This is a genomic window from Olsenella sp. Marseille-QA0557 (assembly GCF_965119725.1).
In the GTDB taxonomy this organism is placed as follows: domain Bacteria; phylum Actinomycetota; class Coriobacteriia; order Coriobacteriales; family Atopobiaceae; genus Coprovicinus; species Coprovicinus avistercoris.
Genome location: NZ_CBCPMI010000001.1, coordinates 789,829 through 807,188, shown reverse-complemented (window position 1 = coordinate 807,188; position 17,360 = coordinate 789,829). Strand labels below are relative to the sequence as shown.

Here is a 17,360-nt window from a genome sequence, read left to right as displayed (position 1 = left end):
CAATTGCCATGACACTATCAAATAGCACTTGAAAACAGTCGTAGATTGAGAAGCTTATGACTAAATATCCTGCAAACGATAGAGAATCTCATCTCAACAGCGACGAAACAATGGCGGAACGTCTTGCGACTTTAGCGCTCCTTTTTATGAATACGCACCATCCCGTTGATTCTAAATACATCCTCAAGACACTCTATATTCAAGGTGAAGATCCAAGTAAAAAAGAAGTTGAGACTGCAAAGAAAACCTTTGATAGGGATAGAAAGCGTCTTGCCTCCTGTGGGATACACATCATTTCTGTAACCCTCTCAGATGGAGCCAATGCTTATCAGGTTGATGAGCGTTCCTCTTTTGTTGATTCCCAAACGCTTTCTACAAGAGACGCCTTTATCCTGGATATGGTGTGTCAACCTTTGCTTAACGATCCTTCTTTTCCTTATGCGGAAGATCTACGTTTGGCTCTTGCAAAGATTGATCGCAGTTTTCAATCCTCTTCCACGCTTTCGCCGCAGCGTCTATTCAAAGACAGTGCCCCGCAAAGCACTTTCTCAAAAGCAGCAGCAACAGTGCGGTCGAGTTATATGTCACTCCATGCTTGTCACATTGTTTATACCGACACGAACGGTATAACCTCTGAGCGTGACATTGCCCCATTCGGTTTATTCGGATTAAGAAACTCTATTTACGTAGTGGCAGCTGCTGTTGAAAATAATCAAATCAACAGCGAGAAAATGAGAACCTTTAATATTGAGCGTATCCGTAGCGCTCAGGAACTACCCTCTCTTTCATTTCAAATTCCTGTTGATTTTGACCTTCAAGACTATATCCGGCTTCCTTTTCAAATTGGCCACATCAACTGCAAAGGAACGTTCCTCGTTCCAGATAAATTTGAGTCAGATTTGCGACAGATCGTAGGAAAAGCAGGGGTGTTCTACCGAACCGAGCAAGGTTTATTTTTAAAGGTGCCTATAAGTTGTGAGAAAAGCGCAGCTCAATGGGGAATTGCCTGGAGTCTTATTCCAGTTGAGCCAGCATCATTTGTTTGTATCTGGCAAGAAATGATTGAGAGGTCATGCAATGGCTAAACCGAGTTCTTCATCTCAAAGTAGAGGAAGAAAAGGAGGCGTCGAACTTTCACGTCAACTCATCGCCTTGCTTGCCTCATTTGAACATGAAAACGATACGATTACGCTTTCAGGTGTAATGGAACGTTTAAATATTGATGAAAGACAAGCTCAGCGGCTTATGGATATGCTGCTCGATATTGCAGCAACTGAAAACTACTATGTATCCCTCTATCCTTCCGATGATTTAACGGGCATCTCCCTTGCTTTTGATCAAGGCATGCATGGCAGAGCTCTCCGGCTCACACGAGAAGAAACCATTTCTTTGCTAGCAGCCTTGGAGCAAATTGGGATTCCAAAAAATGATCCAACAAGAAGCAAGATTCAAACAATGCTGGGATCAGTTGATACAGCAAACACCACTATGGAACATCTTGTTTCTCCTTCTGGCACACCTGACATTGCTCACGCCATCACAACATGCATGCAAGCAATTATCGACAAACATATTCTTAGTATGGATTACTGCGGCGCAGGTGACACTACTGCTACTCACAGACATGTCATCCCTCGACAGTTACAACAAGATTCAGGCTTTTGGTATCTCGATTGTTGGGATCTCGATCGAGCGGACTCACGTTTATTCAGACTTGATCGTATGACCAATGTTTGTGACGAGGGTGATATGCCTGAGCGTTCTCTTAAACAGAATTCAGCATCTCAACCATCAAGCGCTGATCAAACACCCTATAGTGTCACCCTCACGTTTGAAAATGATGAACCTCTCAAACTGTTCAATTGGCATGAATTAGAGCGAAAAGAACTAGCTGATGGGCGCATTCGTATACGTACTCCGTATTTAGGTGGAGATTGGCTTGTTCGCCATATTGCAGCTTGTGCATCACAAGTAACCTGCAATAACAAATTCATCATGGAACGCGCTAAGAAATACGCCCAATCGTTACAACTAACTGCTAGTGAGTACTACGACGCCAACTCTCAATAAATCGTTTTACGTGTCCCTCTTCAAGTATCGTTACATTTGAAGAGGGCAAACTATTGATAAATTGGCGTCCATAACTTTTTGTAACGAGTCGAGAATCTGCAAGTACGAGGACGCCTTTGTCGGTTGATGATCGAATCAATCGACCAGCCGCTTGCTTTACCGAAAGCACTGCCTCTGGAAGTGAATATCGCCACCAAGCGCGCTGCTCCCTCCTGTCCCTCTCAAGTGAAAGAGGATCGGTTGGACTAGAGAAAGGCAATTTCGGAATAACCACGCACCGTAGCGTATCGCCAGCAGCATCAAAACCCTCCCAAAAGGCTTTAAGTGCAAAGAGGGAGAGACTCTTCTCAGCGAGAAATCTATCGCGAATTTGTCGAACTCCGGCACCACGTTCATGCATTGCAAGATCAAGTCCCTTCTCAGCAAGAAGAGGCTTGAGCTTTTCGTATGTTCGTTCCATTTCTCGCCGGTTAGTAAACAGCGTTAAAACAGACCCGCCCATACTTACATGAACATCCAAAAGAAGTTTTTCAAGCTCATCGAGATACTGTCTGTCGTTTGGCTGTGGTAAATCGCGTGCTATGACAACACGCATGTTTGAATCGTAATCGAAGCTCGAGTCCAAACGAATCGATGAGTACAGGGAGCTGCTTAATCTATCAAGACCAACAGCATGTTTGAAGTGTGAGAAATCATCTCCTACAGCAATTGTTGCTGAGGTAAAGACCACGCTCATCATCTCTGGCAACCATCGTTCTGCAAGCTCAGCACCTACATCGATCTTCTCTGCTATTAAGGCTTCATTAGAGTTACGGTTGCGAGATCGCGTAACTTGGGCTGAATACACATAGCTATCATCTGTGCCTTCAATTACCAGACGAACGCCTTCCAACAATCGTTCAAACACAGCTTTATGTTCGCCAAGATCTACTACAGCTTCTTTTACTGTTTCGACTGCTAACGCAGAAGCCTCACCGAGACATTTAACGGTCTCCTCGAGACTTCTGATAGCTGTTAAGCCGGCTTCGAAAACTCGTTCCCAAGCTTCATGCGAACGTTCTTCTGGACCAATCCAAACAGTCACTGCCTCATAAGAGTTTCTTCTACCAGCAGCTTTAAGACTTACAAAATCGCCTACTTCTTCAAATAACTCGGCACACGCAAGTTGTGCACGCGATGCTGCTGAGGCAGTCTTTGTAAGTATTCCCTGTAATGTTGTTGCTGCTTCTACTGAAGAAGCCTGCACCATTAATAAATGAAGAGCTCCTGTTCTTGTACCACCAAGTGCTTCAAATGCAGCTCTCGTAGTTTGCGAAGATGCTTCACGCGCCCATTGTCTTCGAGCTTCTCCTTCAAAAGAATGTGCCTCATCGACAATCCAGTGACGTATGGGAGGTAAAACATTACCTTCAGCTTCAACATTGCGCAGAAGCAGCGAATGGTTCGTCACTACAATATCAGCACATGCTGCACGTCTCCGTGCACCGTGAACTAAACATCCTTTTGAGAAAAAGGGACAGCGTGTTTTTTGACACTCTTCTGATGTAGTAGTAATCATCTGTCGTGGAACTGAGCGCCATCTAATACCGAGAGCATCCAGATCCCCTGAAGGGGATTGGCAGGCATACGCGAGCACTACCGCAAGAGCAGTCAGCATATCTTGTTCGATAGTATTTGTAGATTTGTTTTTCTCTTCGACCTGCTCTAAAGGCAACTCTCCGGTTATTGCGCGCATTACACGCAGAAGACATGGATAGTGCTCATACCCCTTGAGACTAAAAAACGTTAGGCCTTGAGGTAATGCTCTATCAAGTGCTGGGAGCTCATGAGATACAAGCTGATCAGTTAAGGCATTTGTTTTAGTTGCAATTCCTACCGTTACATTATTTTTTTGTGCATATAAAACCGATGGCAACAGATAGGCAATTGATTTTCCAACGCCCGTACCAGCCTCAATACAGCGATGTGTCGATGTTGCCTGTGCTTTGCGAACTTCTTCTGCCATCTGCAGCTGTTCTGGTCTGCACTCAAAACAGTCATACATTTTCTGCACAATGCCACCAGGCGCAAATGCATCGGCAACTTCCTCAGATGATGGAGCTACGGGCGGCCAGTCAAGCTCAGCGGCATCCTCATGCTGTTGATCATCCGTTGCATCGAGCAAATCTCTTCTCACTTGTTCCATTGAGAAGGTTGCTTCGGGGTTTTCTAATGCAAGATGTGTAAAGATTGGCCTGAACTGCCAATACACATCCTCATGCATGTTCGCTAAAACATTCATTAATCCCGCTGGCATATCAGAAAGAGCACAGAGAATAATTCTCCACATACCAGCTAATGCATCTACATCATCCATAGCGCGATGCGAAACTGCAGCGCATCCAAATGCTTGAGCCATATCCGACAGTCGATGAGATGAAAGACGCGGCAGAGCGATTCTCGACAAAGCTAGCGTATCGATCCAGTTTTCAGAGACATTAACGCCACCTTTTACTTTTTCGATAAACGTCCTGTCGAAGGTGGCATTATGAGCAAGAACAGGAACGCCTCCGACAAATTCGGCTAATTCTGCCACCGCTTTTTTGGGTGTAGGCGCATCTATAACGTCCGCATTTTTAATTCCCGTTAACTGCTTAATTTGTTCTGGAATCGGCTTACCAGGATGCACAAATGTATGGAATCTATCTACTACATTCCGTCCATTTAATCGCGCGGCAGCTATCTCAATAAGTTCGCAGTTTTTGAAGGAAAGACCTGTTGTCTCAGTATCAAGGACAACCACATCTTCTTCCAAAAGTCCGAAATCTTGCTGAGAAGCACGCTCGGCGAGCGTATGGTAGGACGCTTTTATTCGAGCGGGTGTATCCGGAAGAATAAGTTCATCAAGGGTAGGACTTATTACGTCGCTCATCTCACGCCTCAAAACGCTCAAATGTCAGTTCAATAAGCCTACGACAAAGCTCGGGGAACTCTATTCCTGCATGTCGTGCTGAGTCAGGAAGAAGAGAGGTTTCTGTCATACCAGGAATTGTATTTGTCTCGAGAATAACTGGCTCTCCATCTGCTGTAACAATGAAGTCAGACCGAGAAGCTCCCGCACAGCCAAGCGCTTTATGAGCAATAACGGCATACTCTTGTGCTTTTTTGTATATATCCTCATCTAGGCGAGCAGGGATAACATGATGTTTAGACGGATCCTCGTACTTCACCTTAAGGTCGTAAAAATCTGCTCCTGTAACAACTTCAATTATTGGGAGAGCTTGCGGATCTTCATTGCCTAATACTGGGACAGTAATTTCTGTTCCTTCTATACATTGTTCTATAAGGGCAGAGCTACCACCACTTTGTGCTTTTGTTATTGCATCTTGGAGTTGATCTTCCTTTGTAACTTTTGTTACTCCAAAACTTGAACCATTACAGGCTGGCTTAACAAAAATTGGTAGTCCCAACCTTTCAACAAGGCTATGAAGCTCCTCTAATGAACACTTCTTAGAAGCTGATATTTCAATTCCTTCTGGAACAGGAATACCTGCTTCCTTATATACCTGTTTTGCAATGTTTTTCTCTGTTGCCATTGCGCTGGCAAGGACTCCTGAGAAGGTATAGGGGATATGTAGTATTTCACAAAGACCCTGAATACACCCATCCTCACCGTACTGTCCATGCATAGCTATAAACGCAACATCATAATTACCTTGTGCGAGCTGTATAGTTGCACAGGAATCTGAGATGTCTATTACATCAATATTGATAAATCCAGCATCCTGCAAGGCTTGAGCACAAGCCTGGCCACTTGCACGCGATATTTCTTTTTCATCGGACCAACCGCCAGTGATAAGAGCAACTTTACAGGTATCCAGTTTTATATCTCTCAAGGCCGATTCCTTTCATCGCGCCACATGGGCCTTATAGATCTTTTCGCTAAGTTATCTCTTAGTCCTTCTGAAATGTAGAACTGTGTTTCTCTTTAACCTTCTTCGCTGGTATTCTTTTCCCGTGGGTCTTGAGGATACCCCCACTTAGATATTTAAGGAACTCAGAGACAGGTTTTATCATGCATTCTGACCAGACTTCTCAAAATCGTTCTCTCAGCCCTTCAGAAAACAAGCTCACAACGATTCGTGATCTTACGCATGAGCAAATCGCAGACCTTATGGCTGAGTTTAAACAACCTGCGTTTCGCGTGAAACAAATTGAAGATTGGATTTGGAACAAGCATGTTGAGAACTTTGACCAAATGACAAATCTTCCTGCGTCTCTTCGAGAGAAACTAGCCTCTCATTTTTCAATTGCGCTTTCTTCAGAAATTGCTCGTCAGGTTTCATCAGACGGATGCCGAAAGTATCTTCTTCAGTTTTCTGACGGTAATTCTGTCGAATGCGTTGGCATTCCTTCCAAGAATCGTCTTTCTGTATGTGTATCCACACAAGCTGGCTGCGGTATGAAATGTGCCTTTTGTGCAACAGGGAAGTCCGGTCTTTCCCGATCGTTGAAGGCAGAAGAAATATATGACCAAGTTATTCATGCACAAAATGATTTCGTTACACGTGTGAGTAGTGTTGTCTTTATGGGACAAGGCGAGCCTTTTGCAAATTATGATGAAACACTCAAAGCACTAAGAATGTTAAATAAATCAGAAACACTTGGTATTGGAGCGAGACATTTAACTGTTTCCACTTGTGGTGTTGTTCCTATGATTCATAAATTTGCTAAGGAACCTGAGCAGTTCACTCTTGCTATTTCTTTGCACTCTGCCGTCCAAAAAACACGTGATGCCCTCATGCCTGGTGTTAAGAAATGGTCTTTGTTAAGGCTTTGGGATGCTATGCAAGCATATGTTGATTTAACTGGGCGCCGTCCAACATATGAGTATGCACTTATAGCTGGTGTAAATGACACTGAAGAGGAGCTTGCAGCGTTACGAGATTTTACCAGTGGCACATTAGCTCATGTCAACTTAATTATGCTTAATCATGTATCTGGTTCTCCATTTGAACCATCTTCTGAAGCAAGAGCGCAGCATTTTATTCAAACCCTTAATGCTGCTGGCGTTGATGCAACCCTACGCGACTCTCGTGGTTCTGATATCGATGCGGCATGTGGACAGTTAAAACAGAAGTATTCTTCTAACTAAAGTCTTAGAACAAATGTTCTGGTTATGATATAGCCCTCATAAACATGAGGGCTATTATTTAATACCCAATGCTATTCCATTTGTTTTGAATGTTCTGTTGATGTTCCCTCAGAAGCTCTGTATCAGCACTTCCATCATTCATGAGCACTTCTTGGTACTTCATTATGTTCTGAAATGATGTTTTTAATGACTTTGCTGTTTGCTTCAATTGACACTTTGCTTTGTTATTCAGTAATAGTTGATAAGCGCAAACAGCAGTGATACCTATTACGATTCCACTTGTTATGTATTTCGTTATTCCCTTCATATCATTCCTGCTCTAAAACTGAATGTGTTATTGAAGACAAAAGGCGCTCGAGATCTTCTTCATCTTTAAATTCAATTTCGATTTTATTTTTCCCTCTTACTTGTCTTACTTTGACATTCGCATCCAACGTTAAACGAAGTTGTCTTGCAGCTGTCTTATATGATTGAGGGGTAACAGTTCTTGTCCTTTTAGTTTCTTTCATGTCAGAAAATAACGGAGCAAGAGTTTCTGTCTGTCTTACAGATAATCCTTCATCGATTACTTTCTGAGCTAATTTAATTCTTCCTTCTTCATTTGATACAGCTAGAATTGCTCGAGCATGTCCTGCTGTTATTTTTCCATTTGCTATTAGATCTTGTACTTCGTTTGGTAAATCTAATAGTCTTAATGTATTGGTAATTGCAGATCTTGACTTTGATAATACTTTTCCAAGTTGTTCCTGTGTTAAACCATTTTGCTCAATAAGTTGTTTATATCCTTGAGCTTCTTCAATTGGTGTCAGATCAGATCTTTGTAAGTTCTCAATCAAAGCAAGTTGAAATACTTCTTGATCACTAATCTCACGGATAACAACTGGAACTTCTTCTAATCCAGCTATCTTTGCTGCCTGATAGCGTCTCTCTCCAGCGACAATTTCATATGTCTTTCCCTTTTTTCTTACTAGGAGAGGTTGAAGAATTCCATTATTTTTAATCGATTCAGCAAGCTCATTTAAAGCTGTTTCATCAAAGTTTTTACGAGGTTGACCTGGATTTGGCTTAATCTGATCAATCTTCAATGTGTTATCTGCTTTTACTGCACCAACTTCATAGTTGGCCTCACCCATTAGGGATTCTAAGCCCTTTCCTAAACCAGATTTAGCCACGGCTTACCACCTCTTTTGCTAAACGTGAATATGCTAGAGCTCCTTTATTTAATTTTGCATACATAGTGATTGGGAGTCCATGACTTGGTGCCTCTGACAGTTTTACACTTCTTGGTATTACTGATTTGAATACTTTCTCTCCAAAGAAGTTTTTAACTTCTTCGACAACTTGATTTGACAGTGTTGTTCTACTATCAAACATTGTCATAAGGACACCAAATATATCTAAATTTGAATTGAGTCTACTTTTTACCATTCTCATAGACTCAAGTAGCTTTGTTACACCCTCTAATGCGTAATACTCACATTGAATCGGGATGAGAAGACTATCTGCTGCAACTAATGAATTGACTGTTAGCAATCCCAATGATGGTGGACAATCAATGAATACGTAGTCAAATTCATCTTTAATTGAATCAATAAGGCCTTTAAGGATTGTTTCTCTTGCCATTACTGAAACTAATTCAATTTCTGCACCTGCCAACTGTATAGTTGCTGGTACAAGAAATACGTTTTTCTCAACAGTCGATTCGATCAGTTCGCTTATATCATAATCGTCTAGAAGTGCATCATAGATGTCATGTTCTAGGCCTTCTTTTTCAATCCCATACCCGCTTGTCGCATTTCCTTGTGGGTCAAAGTCAATTACTAATACCTTTTCTCCTAATTCTCCTAATGCTGCTGATAAATTTACAGCTGTTGTCGATTTTCCAACGCCACCTTTTTGATTAATTATTGCGATAACACGAGGTTCTTTTGATGGGTTGTGCCGTTTTATGTCTTTATATCCCATTACTCCTCCTGATTTTGATCTACTTGTTTATCTTGCCACAGGATGAGTTGATTTCCTCTGTCATTTATCTGACTGATTTATTTTTCTGTTTCACGTGAAACTATAAATGCACGTTTCACGTGAAACAGAAGTGATTTCATTATTGTTTATTTGAAAGTGGCTGATGTTTTGCTAAACCAATTCTTCTCGGAAGTTTGATTTTAGATTTATTAACTTTTTGGTATATAACAAATTCACGATGACCACTTGCTTCTGGAAGTTCGAAAGTTTCACGTGAAACACAGATAAGTCCACATAGGTTTGCAGCAATGTCTGCGTCGGCAAATTCTTTATCAGATAGATTGCCTTTCGAAGCGATTAAAATACCATTCTTACAAAGTAAGGGGGTTGCATACTCAATAAGTGTATTAAGAGAAGCCACAGCACGAGCGCAGACGAATTGAAATTCGGATTTATGGACTTTAGAGTATGTTTCAACTCTCTCAGAAATTGCACTAACGGAATCATTGAATTCAAGTTGAGGAAGAAACTCATTTACAGCACGAATTTTCTTTGCCACTGAATCGAGAAGTATAACTTTCTCAAGACTATTTGTTAAAGCGATAGGGATCCCAGGAAAACCAGCACCAGTGCCAATATCAATTAGTTTGCCATTGTTATTAATAAACTTATTAAATAGAAGAGAATCAATCAGATGCCTCCGAATACCATCAACCGGATCAATGATTCTCGTTAAATTTAGAACCTTATTTTTTTCAATGACAAGTAAAAGATATTTAATTAATTGATGGGATTCAGATTCACTAAGTGATAAATCTAAAGTAGACGCTTCAAATATCAATTGAGAACTTAGCTCATCAATATTCATTATTGTCTCATTTCTCAGTCAGAATCTTTTGATGCTAAAAGTTTTGTCAGGAAAAGACTAAATGCTTTCATAACACATAACAAGTGCAATTACGAGAAGCAATCAATAGACAGGATTGTTAACACCCCAAGAGAATGAATCATGATTAAAGTAAAATATATACAGACACTATTAAGTAAAAGAATAAATAATCAAAAATAGTAATTACCTTCAGTAAATTCAACATTCTTGTATCAAATCATTTGAATGTATTTGGATAATTTTAGTACGCAAATACAGTAAAACATTCAGATAAATAGCTATTTAGATGTGCGCAAAAGGTATTAGTGCAAAGAAGAGAAATTTAGAATCTAAAAAATAGTCGGAATTTCTAGCAACTTATTCTAATAGTTATATTAGGTGTGAAATTTTCTCTCAAAATAAAATAATGAGAAAATAAAGTCTTATATCTTGATATACAAACTGGTGACAAAAATTCTTACTTCCAGTAAACAAAGAAATGTATGTAATAGAGCATCAAATCGAAATAGATAGATATCAATATAAATAAAGGGACGTTAATCAAAGTTAACGTCCCTAACTATAGATATGCAGAATATTAAATAGGTAAAATCTATTTCACAGCAGTTATAACAACAAAACGCTCAGGCTCTGTTCCTTCAGAATGTGTTGTCACATCAGGATCATTAATAAGTGCAAGATGCACTAAGCGACGTTCGTATGCACTCATTGGTTTCATACGAACTCGACCTTGCTTTTTTGCACGCTCTGCAGAAGATTTAGCCAACGATTGGATCTTTTGACGACGACGATTTTTATATGACTCAATATCAACAACGACTGGATAATGAAAGCCAAGTTTCTTGCTGAGCATTGAAGATACAACGGACTGTACAGAATCAAGAACACGACCATGACGACCAATTAAAACAGCGAGGTCACCACCGTTGATATCAAGAATCAACTCACCGTCGTCGCCTTCATACTCATCGATATCACAGTTGTGCTCGTCAAAGAATCTAAGAATGGAACGAACTATATCGATAGAAATGTCAGCTATAAGATCTAACTGATTATCTGTAAGATCTTCTCCATTCTCATAAGACTCTTTAATTGATTGAATGGCTTCCTGGATATCCTCGGAAGGAGCAGAATCCTCTTCTTGGACGAGCGTCTCATCATCCATATTGGCCTCCAAATATAAAAAAGCACCTGAATACACTAAAGGACATCAGGTGCAACATAAACATTCGTAATTTAATGCTTCTTGTGAGGGCGGGGCTTACGTTCTTTCCTAACCACATCAACAGTAATCTGGTTAGCAAATTTTTCTTCTTCAGTACGTTTTACTTGTTCCATCACGCGATTTGTAATAAATACCTGCTGAATAGCGCCCCAAGCAGCAGAAGTATCGTAATAAAGAAGAACACCAACAGGAACATTCCAACCAAACATAATCATGACAACACTCATAATTATGCCCATAAGAAGAGAAGAACGACGCTGGTCAGGTGCAGAATTTCGAGAATTAATATAAAGCGGTAAGAAGGTTAATAGACCAAAAAGAAGGTCCATTACGACGTAAACAATGGCTCCAAAGTAACCAAATTCACCAACTGCGCCACCAACAGAACGAGCCAGAGAATCGAGAATATTATAAAAATGAGCATCAGCAGGCAGATGATATTGAAGCACACTAAACAGTGCAAAGAAAACAGGCATCTGCAATAAAAGTGGCAAACATCCACCAAAGGGATTGAATTTATTCTCCCTCTGGAATTTCATCATCTCTTCGTTCAGGCGCTGTGGATCATCTCTATAGCGCTCTTGAATCTCCATCATTCTCGGCTGAAGCGCCTGCATACGAGCTGATGATTTAGTCGAATGAATGGAAAGAGGGGTTAAGAGTAGACGAATAATAAACGTCAGAATAATAATCGCGAGGCCCCAGTCACCTACGACTGATTGAATAGTCGCGAGTATTTGGGACACAAGCCCAATAAACCATTCCCACATGCTTCCTCCGCGCATCCCTATCCTTGGTTAAGGGACAGGATCGTATCCACCTTTATGAAGTGGGTTGCAGCGCACCAATCGTCTGACGGCCAGCCAACAACCACGTATTGCACCATAACGCTCAAGAGCTTCAATAGCATACTGCGAGCAAGTAGGCGTATAAATACAGGCATCAGGAAGATAAGGAGAAATGCTTTTTTGATAACCCCTCACCAAAAATAAAAAGAAGCGGGTCACTACTGACTTACCCATTTCAATTCCAAACTTAGCCCTCAAAACGCCTTAGTAGTTTTGTTAATGCCTGAGCCACATCCGCAGGGTGGGCGGTATAAGTTGATCGTGTTGCAAACAAAATAATCGAAAAGCCTTCGAGAGGTAAATCAATACTTCTCGCTGCTTCTCGAAGTACTCTTTTACAACGGTTGCGAAATACCGCATTACCTAGTCTTTTAGCTGCAACAAAGGCGACCTTTCCCGGGTCGCCTTTGTCACGTCGCAAAATAGTTATACGAACAAGCGGATGGGCCGCTCGCTTTCCGCATGAGAAGACCCTCTCAAACTCAACTTTCGATTTGATGGTCTCCACAACGGAAACCTTAAACAGTTAGCTTCTTACGACCCTTAGCGCGGCGACGAGCGAGCACCGCACGACCGCCCTTGGTGGCCATACGAGCACGGAAGCCGTGGCACTTTGCACGCTTGCGCTTGTTGGGCTGATAAGTACGCTTCATCTCGAATCCTCCTGGAACAGGGTAGTGCTAGTACATTTAATGTTGAGCTTCAGGATTATAGGTGTCTTCCTGCGATTTTGTCAATTTAACAAACGTAATATCTTCATAGCTTCAAACTCCTCCATGAGAAGTGCACGCTACAAGCCCTTTCAAGATATTTCGCATTTCTTTCAATTCATCCTTAATTTTTCAATTAATTGATGAAAGTTCCTCTATATCATGCTTATATCTTTCATGTATGAAATTTCCCTAAATGCAGTTATCAACATGTTTTCAAAGTGTGTTGAAAACTTTCTTTTAGGTGAAAGAAATTATTGAAATTTTTCGACACGTGTATAAAAGATGTCGAAATTGGAGGACTTATGGCAACTGACACACGAGATTTCTTTCCTTTTGTCGAAGAGGACAAAGAGGAGAACTCGAATACATCTGCCGATATAAATCCTCAAAATCTTGAAGTTCACTATCCAGCACGCATTGCCGTGTATGATGACCCAACCGTTACTCCACGCGTTGTAGTTATTGAACCTACAAATGTGAGAGATTACTTAGCGTCCATTACAGAAACAGTGACGAAGCTTTCCCATGAACAGGGAGGATCTATTCCTTTCACAATCATTCGTGAAATTGTTGAAAACTATATCCATGCATCGTTTATTGAGCCAACAATTACCATTTTGGATAATGGAGCAACAATACGGTTCTGTGATCAAGGTCCTGGTATTCATAACAAAACACGTGCACTTGAATTTGGAACTACATCAGCCACAGAAGAAATGAAACGCTATATTCGAGGCGTCGGCTCAGGGCTTCCAATTGCTCAACAATATATGGTTGATAAGGGTGGCTCACTAGAAATTCAGGACAATATTTCTGGTGGCACCATCGTGACAATATCAACTAAGCGTGGAGATGACGTTAAAACTGCACCCTCTGAGGCAGAATTGCCTCAGAACCCATCTGAAGTGTCTCCTTATCCGCAAGATGTCTATCAATCTATGCCCCAACCAGCATCTTCTGAGCAGATAAACACTTCAGCGCAAAGTACGTCTCCATATCAACAATCCCAATGGTGGCAGCCTCAGCAACCACCTTTCCCTCAACAAATGCCTTCGCAAATGCCATATCAATCTTATTATCCAGCATATCCAGCTCAGCAACCTCAGCCACAATCAGCCATACCTTATGCGGGTTTTCAACAAATGAATCAACCCAACACACAGAATGTTGGTATAAACCAACAAGAACGACAAAACATCTCTGTTTCTTTCCGCGGCAGGCAGATCCTGTCATATTTAGCGGTGCATGAAGAAGTTGGAGGCACTAATCTCGTAGCTGAATTTGGTGGTTCTCAACCTACGTGGTCTCGCGAACTTAAAATTCTTGACGAACTGGGATTAACACATAAAAGCGGACAAAAAAGGCGTCTTACTGAAATGGGTAGAACATGGCTATCTCTTGAGGGTCTTTTATAACGCTCTCAAACAACAAAACTAACTGTCATTTTTATCCACGATATATTCAGAGATTACGTTTTCAACAATCCAGTTCTCAAACCCTCTCTTATAATGAGTTTTCGACACAATGACGAGAACTCCGGGGTTTATATGACAATGACAGGGGAATCAGATGCCATCGCACTATGGGACGATGTAATCGATCTCATAACAGAGAACGAAGGCACTTCTGCACAAATAATAGCGATGGCCCGTCGCTGCGTACCCGTAGGCTTTGACGGAACCACCATTACTGTTGAAACTCCTGCCCGTTTTATGCGAACCCAGCTTGAGAAAAAAACTCCTCTTATTGAGCAATATCTTGAACAAGCTGCCTTTTCGCCAGTAAAGCTTGATATTCGTCTCGCAGAGCAACGCTCACGTCAACCAATTAACACTACTTCGGTAATGAGTGCAGCGGATATTGCTGCAATGCCAGCAGAAGTAACGTCAAGCACCGGCAGAGTTGCCCGACCCCGGGAGAATTTTGAAACACCCCATCCAGTGGCTCAAACCCATCAGATACAAGAAACTACTACTGTGGTCGATTCGTGGCGTCCCTCTTCAACCCCAGAAGTAAAAGTCTCTATTGAAGAGCGGCGTCGTTCTAATCCTCTTGTATCGGATATAACAGAAAACGATTCAAAACTGACCTTCGACCGTTTTATCGAAGGCAGTGAAAATATGCTTGCCCTACAAGCAGCTAAGCAAGTTGCCGATGGTGATCATAATTACAATCCACTTTTTATATATGGACGAAGTGGTCTTGGTAAAACACACCTTCTTAAAGCAATTCAAAACTATATTTTGCAAAACAATATTGAGAAGATCTGCGTATACCGCGTAGCTCATGACTTCGTCAATGAATATGCCTCTGCGATGGTTAACACGACCGTCGAGGTCAAACAAGCGTTTACCAGGCATTATCATGATGTAGACGTTTTAATTATTGACGATATTCAATTTTTAAAAGGTGCTGCTTCAGTAGGGTTTTTCTTCGACCTTTTTAATTACCTTAAAGAGCATGGAAAACAAATCGTACTAGCAGCGGACGAATCCCCTGTTCAACTTGGGATTGGTAATTCTGATTTTGATGAGCGCATGATTTCTCGCTTTAATTCTGGTTTTGCTTGTCCGATTCAAGCACCGGAATATGAGCTTAAACTCGCTCTCGTCAGAAACTTTTATACACGCGCAAAAGAAGATGCCCAATCGGAGCATATCAGCGGCTATGAGGGCATTATTTCAGATGAAATGTTGCAACTCATGGCCGCACGTTCAGGTCCTAACATTCGAGTAATTGAAAGTTTCTGCCAAACATGCCTCCTTGAAGCAACAAAAAACGAAAAAGGAGGTTCGGACTTTGGGCGTGAAGACGTTATACGCATTGCCAATCAGAAATTTGGCACTGCACATAGAACGGTAACAATCGATCAGATTCAGCGTGCAATTGAAGAAGAGTTTCACGTGTCTCACGGGGATCTCGTTGGTGATACACGAAGAAAAGAAATAATGATCGCTCGCCATGCAGCATGTTGGCTTGCCAGAAGCCTCACCGATCTAACACTTGCTGATATTGGTAAACGTTTTGGTGGAAGAAGTCATGCCACTGTTTATCACAGTGTTTCTGAGGCGGGTGAGTTAATGGAGAGTGACCGTCAATTCTTCGATAGAATTACGCGCTTAAAAGATATTCTTCTGAATGAATAGATAGAGGTGTAAAACGTTCTAACAGTGGGGTGTTGAAAACCTGTCAGTTTAGTAACGATAATCTGACGAAAAGTAACGTTAGATGTTGAAAGGAGAAATGGGAGTTAGGCCTTTGTTGGTTGCGTTGAGTTATTTTCAAAATTTAGAAGGCCTTCATATAACAATCTACCTGCGAGATTTCTGACTTTTCAACTTTTCATCAGACTATTCTATTAGATAATTTCTTTATTTCTTATTTATAAGTAATAAAAGAGAGGACACGCTTATGAGGTTCACCGTTAGCCAGTCATCACTAGCGAAGGCACTCTCTATCGTTTCAAAAGGAATGGCTTCAAATTCGACGTTACCCATCTTGTCGGGTATTCGTATTTCTGCGAATGAAGGAACGTTAGAGCTTCAAACAACCAACCTTACGATTTCTATCCGCCATCGGGTGGCAGCTAATGTAGATGAACCAGGAGAGACGGTCGTTTCTGGAAAGATTCTATCCAGTATTGTAAAAACGCTCGCGGATGCCGCAGTAACGTTTGAAGCTGATGGTTCTTCTCTCGTTATTACTTGTGAAAAGAGTGCCTTTAAGCTCAATACCCTGGATCCTTCAGACTTCCCTGAATTTCCGACTTTTGTTCTCAATCGTTCAGTAGAACTTCCAAGCGATTTACTTTCTCAGATGGTTGATAAGGTGTATCGCGTGACATCGAAGGACAACTCACGTCCTATTCTTTCAGGCGTTCTCATGACTGTTGAGAATAATGTTATTCGTCTGGTGGCAACCGATTCTTATCGTCTTGCTGTTTGTGATACAAACGTTGCAACAGAAGAATCTGATGAAGGCTTCCAGATGATAATTCCTGGTCAAGTATTTCATGATGTCCTGTCTATTCCTTCAGACACTGCATCAATACTTATTGGAAGCACCGAAAACCAAGTAGTGTTTGTTTTTGGTAATACCACGTATATCTCCCGTCGTATTGAAGGAAATTATCCCAACTACAAACAGCTACTTCCTGATGGCTACGGTACGGCGGTAAAGATTTCTGCATCAGATTTTTCTGCTGCTTTAAAGCGTGTATCAGTTATCGCTCAATCAAACCCATCGGTACGTTTTGATGTTGATGCCGATGGACAAATTCTCCGTATGTCGAGTAATGCTGCCGATCAAGGAGAAGCAACAGAAACACTTCCTGTTGAAATTGAAGGCGACTCAATGGCAATCGCTCTAAATTACCATTTTGTTTTTGATTGCATGAATGCAACAGGATCAAATTGTGATGTCACCCTTGAACTGCAAGACTCCATGCGTCCAGCAGTATTCAAGTCATACTCCAAGATCAATTATCTCTATCTTCTTATGCCAGTCAGGATGTAGA

Annotated in this window: 16 protein-coding genes; 6 read left to right on the top strand and 10 right to left on the bottom strand. The window is 41.4% G+C overall.

Annotated features, from left to right (window positions below; all coding sequences use genetic code 11):
• The first annotated feature begins 56 nt into the window (after positions 1-56).
• Complete coding sequence (locus tag ACQY6Y_RS03665; RefSeq protein ID WP_428378952.1) at positions 57-1,085, top strand: helix-turn-helix transcriptional regulator; 1,029 nt, start codon at positions 57-59, stop codon at positions 1,083-1,085.
• Complete coding sequence (locus ACQY6Y_RS03660) at positions 1,078-2,070, top strand: helix-turn-helix transcriptional regulator (RefSeq protein ID WP_428378951.1); 993 nt, start codon at positions 1,078-1,080, stop codon at positions 2,068-2,070. The genes ACQY6Y_RS03665 and ACQY6Y_RS03660 overlap by 8 nt, the downstream gene beginning before the upstream one ends.
• Here the strand turns inward: ACQY6Y_RS03660 and ACQY6Y_RS03655 are convergent.
• Both ACQY6Y_RS03655 and ACQY6Y_RS03650 read right to left on the bottom strand, forming a co-directional pair.
• Positions 2,039-4,981 carry a helicase C-terminal domain-containing protein gene (locus tag ACQY6Y_RS03655; RefSeq protein WP_428378950.1) on the bottom strand — a complete coding sequence of 981 codons (2,943 nt, stop codon included), beginning with the start codon at positions 4,979-4,981 and terminating at the stop codon, positions 2,039-2,041. The two genes, ACQY6Y_RS03660 and ACQY6Y_RS03655, sit on opposite strands and share 32 nt — an antisense overlap.
• 1 nt (position 4,982) lies before the next feature.
• Complete coding sequence (locus ACQY6Y_RS03650) at positions 4,983-5,945, bottom strand: D-alanine--D-alanine ligase family protein (RefSeq protein WP_428378948.1); 963 nt, start codon at positions 5,943-5,945, stop codon at positions 4,983-4,985.
• 179 nt (positions 5,946-6,124) lie between these two features.
• On the opposite strand from ACQY6Y_RS03650, the gene rlmN reads away from it, so the two are divergent.
• Positions 6,125-7,204 carry a 23S rRNA (adenine(2503)-C(2))-methyltransferase RlmN gene (rlmN, locus tag ACQY6Y_RS03645; protein ID WP_428378947.1) on the top strand — a complete coding sequence of 360 codons (1,080 nt, stop codon included), beginning with the start codon at positions 6,125-6,127 and terminating at the stop codon, positions 7,202-7,204.
• A 308-nt stretch (positions 7,205-7,512) separates the two neighbouring features.
• On the opposite strand, the gene ACQY6Y_RS03640 is transcribed toward rlmN, so the two are convergent.
• The 8 genes from ACQY6Y_RS03640 to rpmH all read right to left on the bottom strand — a co-directional run bounded on the left by ACQY6Y_RS03640 (position 7,513) and on the right by rpmH (position 12,784).
• The gene (locus tag ACQY6Y_RS03640) at positions 7,513-8,337 is read right to left on the bottom strand and encodes a ParB/RepB/Spo0J family partition protein (protein ID WP_428379948.1); all 825 of its coding nucleotides are present in this window, start codon (positions 8,335-8,337) and stop codon (positions 7,513-7,515) included.
• 31 nt (positions 8,338-8,368) lie between these two features.
• Positions 8,369-9,169, bottom strand: coding sequence for a ParA family protein (locus tag ACQY6Y_RS03635; protein ID WP_428378946.1), 801 nt, complete (start codon positions 9,167-9,169; stop codon positions 8,369-8,371).
• Positions 9,170-9,308: 139 nt separating this feature from the next.
• The gene (rsmG, locus tag ACQY6Y_RS03630) at positions 9,309-10,037 is read right to left on the bottom strand and encodes a 16S rRNA (guanine(527)-N(7))-methyltransferase RsmG (RefSeq protein ID WP_428378945.1); all 729 of its coding nucleotides are present in this window, start codon (positions 10,035-10,037) and stop codon (positions 9,309-9,311) included.
• Between the two features lie 613 nt (positions 10,038-10,650).
• The gene (locus ACQY6Y_RS03625) at positions 10,651-11,223 is read right to left on the bottom strand and encodes a protein jag (RefSeq protein WP_428378944.1); all 573 of its coding nucleotides are present in this window, start codon (positions 11,221-11,223) and stop codon (positions 10,651-10,653) included.
• Positions 11,224-11,294: 71 nt separating this feature from the next.
• On the bottom strand, positions 11,295-12,068 hold the full coding sequence (locus ACQY6Y_RS03620; RefSeq protein ID WP_428378943.1) for a YidC/Oxa1 family membrane protein insertase: 774 nt from the start codon (positions 12,066-12,068) through the stop codon (positions 11,295-11,297).
• A 12-nt stretch (positions 12,069-12,080) separates the two neighbouring features.
• Positions 12,081-12,305 (bottom strand): membrane protein insertion efficiency factor YidD, encoded by a 225-nt coding sequence (gene yidD / locus ACQY6Y_RS03615; protein ID WP_428378942.1) that lies wholly within the window; start codon positions 12,303-12,305, stop codon positions 12,081-12,083.
• Between the two features lie 13 nt (positions 12,306-12,318).
• Positions 12,319-12,639 carry a ribonuclease P protein component gene (gene rnpA / locus ACQY6Y_RS03610; protein WP_428378941.1) on the bottom strand — a complete coding sequence of 107 codons (321 nt, stop codon included), beginning with the start codon at positions 12,637-12,639 and terminating at the stop codon, positions 12,319-12,321.
• Between the two features lie 10 nt (positions 12,640-12,649).
• Positions 12,650-12,784: a 50S ribosomal protein L34 gene (gene rpmH / locus ACQY6Y_RS03605; protein WP_073296806.1), complete on the bottom strand. Its 135-nt coding sequence runs from the start codon at positions 12,782-12,784 to the stop codon at positions 12,650-12,652.
• 362 nt (positions 12,785-13,146) lie between these two features.
• Between rpmH and ACQY6Y_RS03600 the strand changes: the two genes are divergently transcribed.
• The 3 genes from ACQY6Y_RS03600 (at position 13,147) to dnaN (ending at position 17,359) form a co-directional block, all read left to right on the top strand.
• Positions 13,147-14,259, top strand: a complete 1,113-nt coding sequence (locus ACQY6Y_RS03600) for an ATP-binding protein (RefSeq protein WP_428378940.1) — start codon at positions 13,147-13,149, stop codon at positions 14,257-14,259.
• A gap of 132 nt (positions 14,260-14,391) precedes the next feature.
• On the top strand, positions 14,392-15,990 hold the full coding sequence (locus ACQY6Y_RS03595) for a chromosomal replication initiator protein DnaA (protein ID WP_428378939.1): 1,599 nt from the start codon (positions 14,392-14,394) through the stop codon (positions 15,988-15,990).
• Positions 15,991-16,255: 265 nt separating this feature from the next.
• On the top strand, positions 16,256-17,359 hold the full coding sequence (gene dnaN / locus ACQY6Y_RS03590; protein ID WP_428378938.1) for a DNA polymerase III subunit beta: 1,104 nt from the start codon (positions 16,256-16,258) through the stop codon (positions 17,357-17,359).
• Position 17,360 lies beyond the last annotated feature (1 nt).

Excerpts from the sequence above, each read along its gene's own strand:
- ACQY6Y_RS03635 (WP_428378946.1), bottom strand. The coding sequence starts at position 9,169 with ATGGGATATAAAGACATAAAACGGCACAACCCATCAAAAGAACCTCGT.
- rsmG (WP_428378945.1), bottom strand. The coding sequence starts at position 10,037 with ATGAATATTGATGAGCTAAGTTCTCAATTGATATTTGAAGCGTCTACT.
- ACQY6Y_RS03595 (WP_428378939.1), top strand. The coding sequence starts at position 14,392 with ATGACAATGACAGGGGAATCAGATGCCATCGCACTATGGGACGATGTA.
- ACQY6Y_RS03625 (WP_428378944.1), bottom strand. The coding sequence starts at position 11,223 with ATGGATGATGAGACGCTCGTCCAAGAAGAGGATTCTGCTCCTTCCGAG.
- ACQY6Y_RS03640 (WP_428379948.1), bottom strand. The coding sequence starts at position 8,337 with ATGGGTGAGGCCAACTATGAAGTTGGTGCAGTAAAAGCAGATAACACA.
- rpmH (WP_073296806.1), bottom strand. The coding sequence starts at position 12,784 with ATGAAGCGTACTTATCAGCCCAACAAGCGCAAGCGTGCAAAGTGCCAC.
- ACQY6Y_RS03620 (WP_428378943.1), bottom strand. The coding sequence starts at position 12,068 with ATGCGCGGAGGAAGCATGTGGGAATGGTTTATTGGGCTTGTGTCCCAA.
- ACQY6Y_RS03600 (WP_428378940.1), top strand. The coding sequence starts at position 13,147 with ATGGCAACTGACACACGAGATTTCTTTCCTTTTGTCGAAGAGGACAAA.
- dnaN (WP_428378938.1), top strand. The coding sequence starts at position 16,256 with ATGAGGTTCACCGTTAGCCAGTCATCACTAGCGAAGGCACTCTCTATC.
- yidD (WP_428378942.1), bottom strand. The coding sequence starts at position 12,305 with ATGGGTAAGTCAGTAGTGACCCGCTTCTTTTTATTTTTGGTGAGGGGT.
- rlmN (WP_428378947.1), top strand. The coding sequence starts at position 6,125 with ATGCATTCTGACCAGACTTCTCAAAATCGTTCTCTCAGCCCTTCAGAA.
- ACQY6Y_RS03660 (WP_428378951.1), top strand. The coding sequence starts at position 1,078 with ATGGCTAAACCGAGTTCTTCATCTCAAAGTAGAGGAAGAAAAGGAGGC.
- ACQY6Y_RS03665 (WP_428378952.1), top strand. The coding sequence starts at position 57 with ATGACTAAATATCCTGCAAACGATAGAGAATCTCATCTCAACAGCGAC.
- ACQY6Y_RS03655 (WP_428378950.1), bottom strand. The coding sequence starts at position 4,981 with ATGAGCGACGTAATAAGTCCTACCCTTGATGAACTTATTCTTCCGGAT.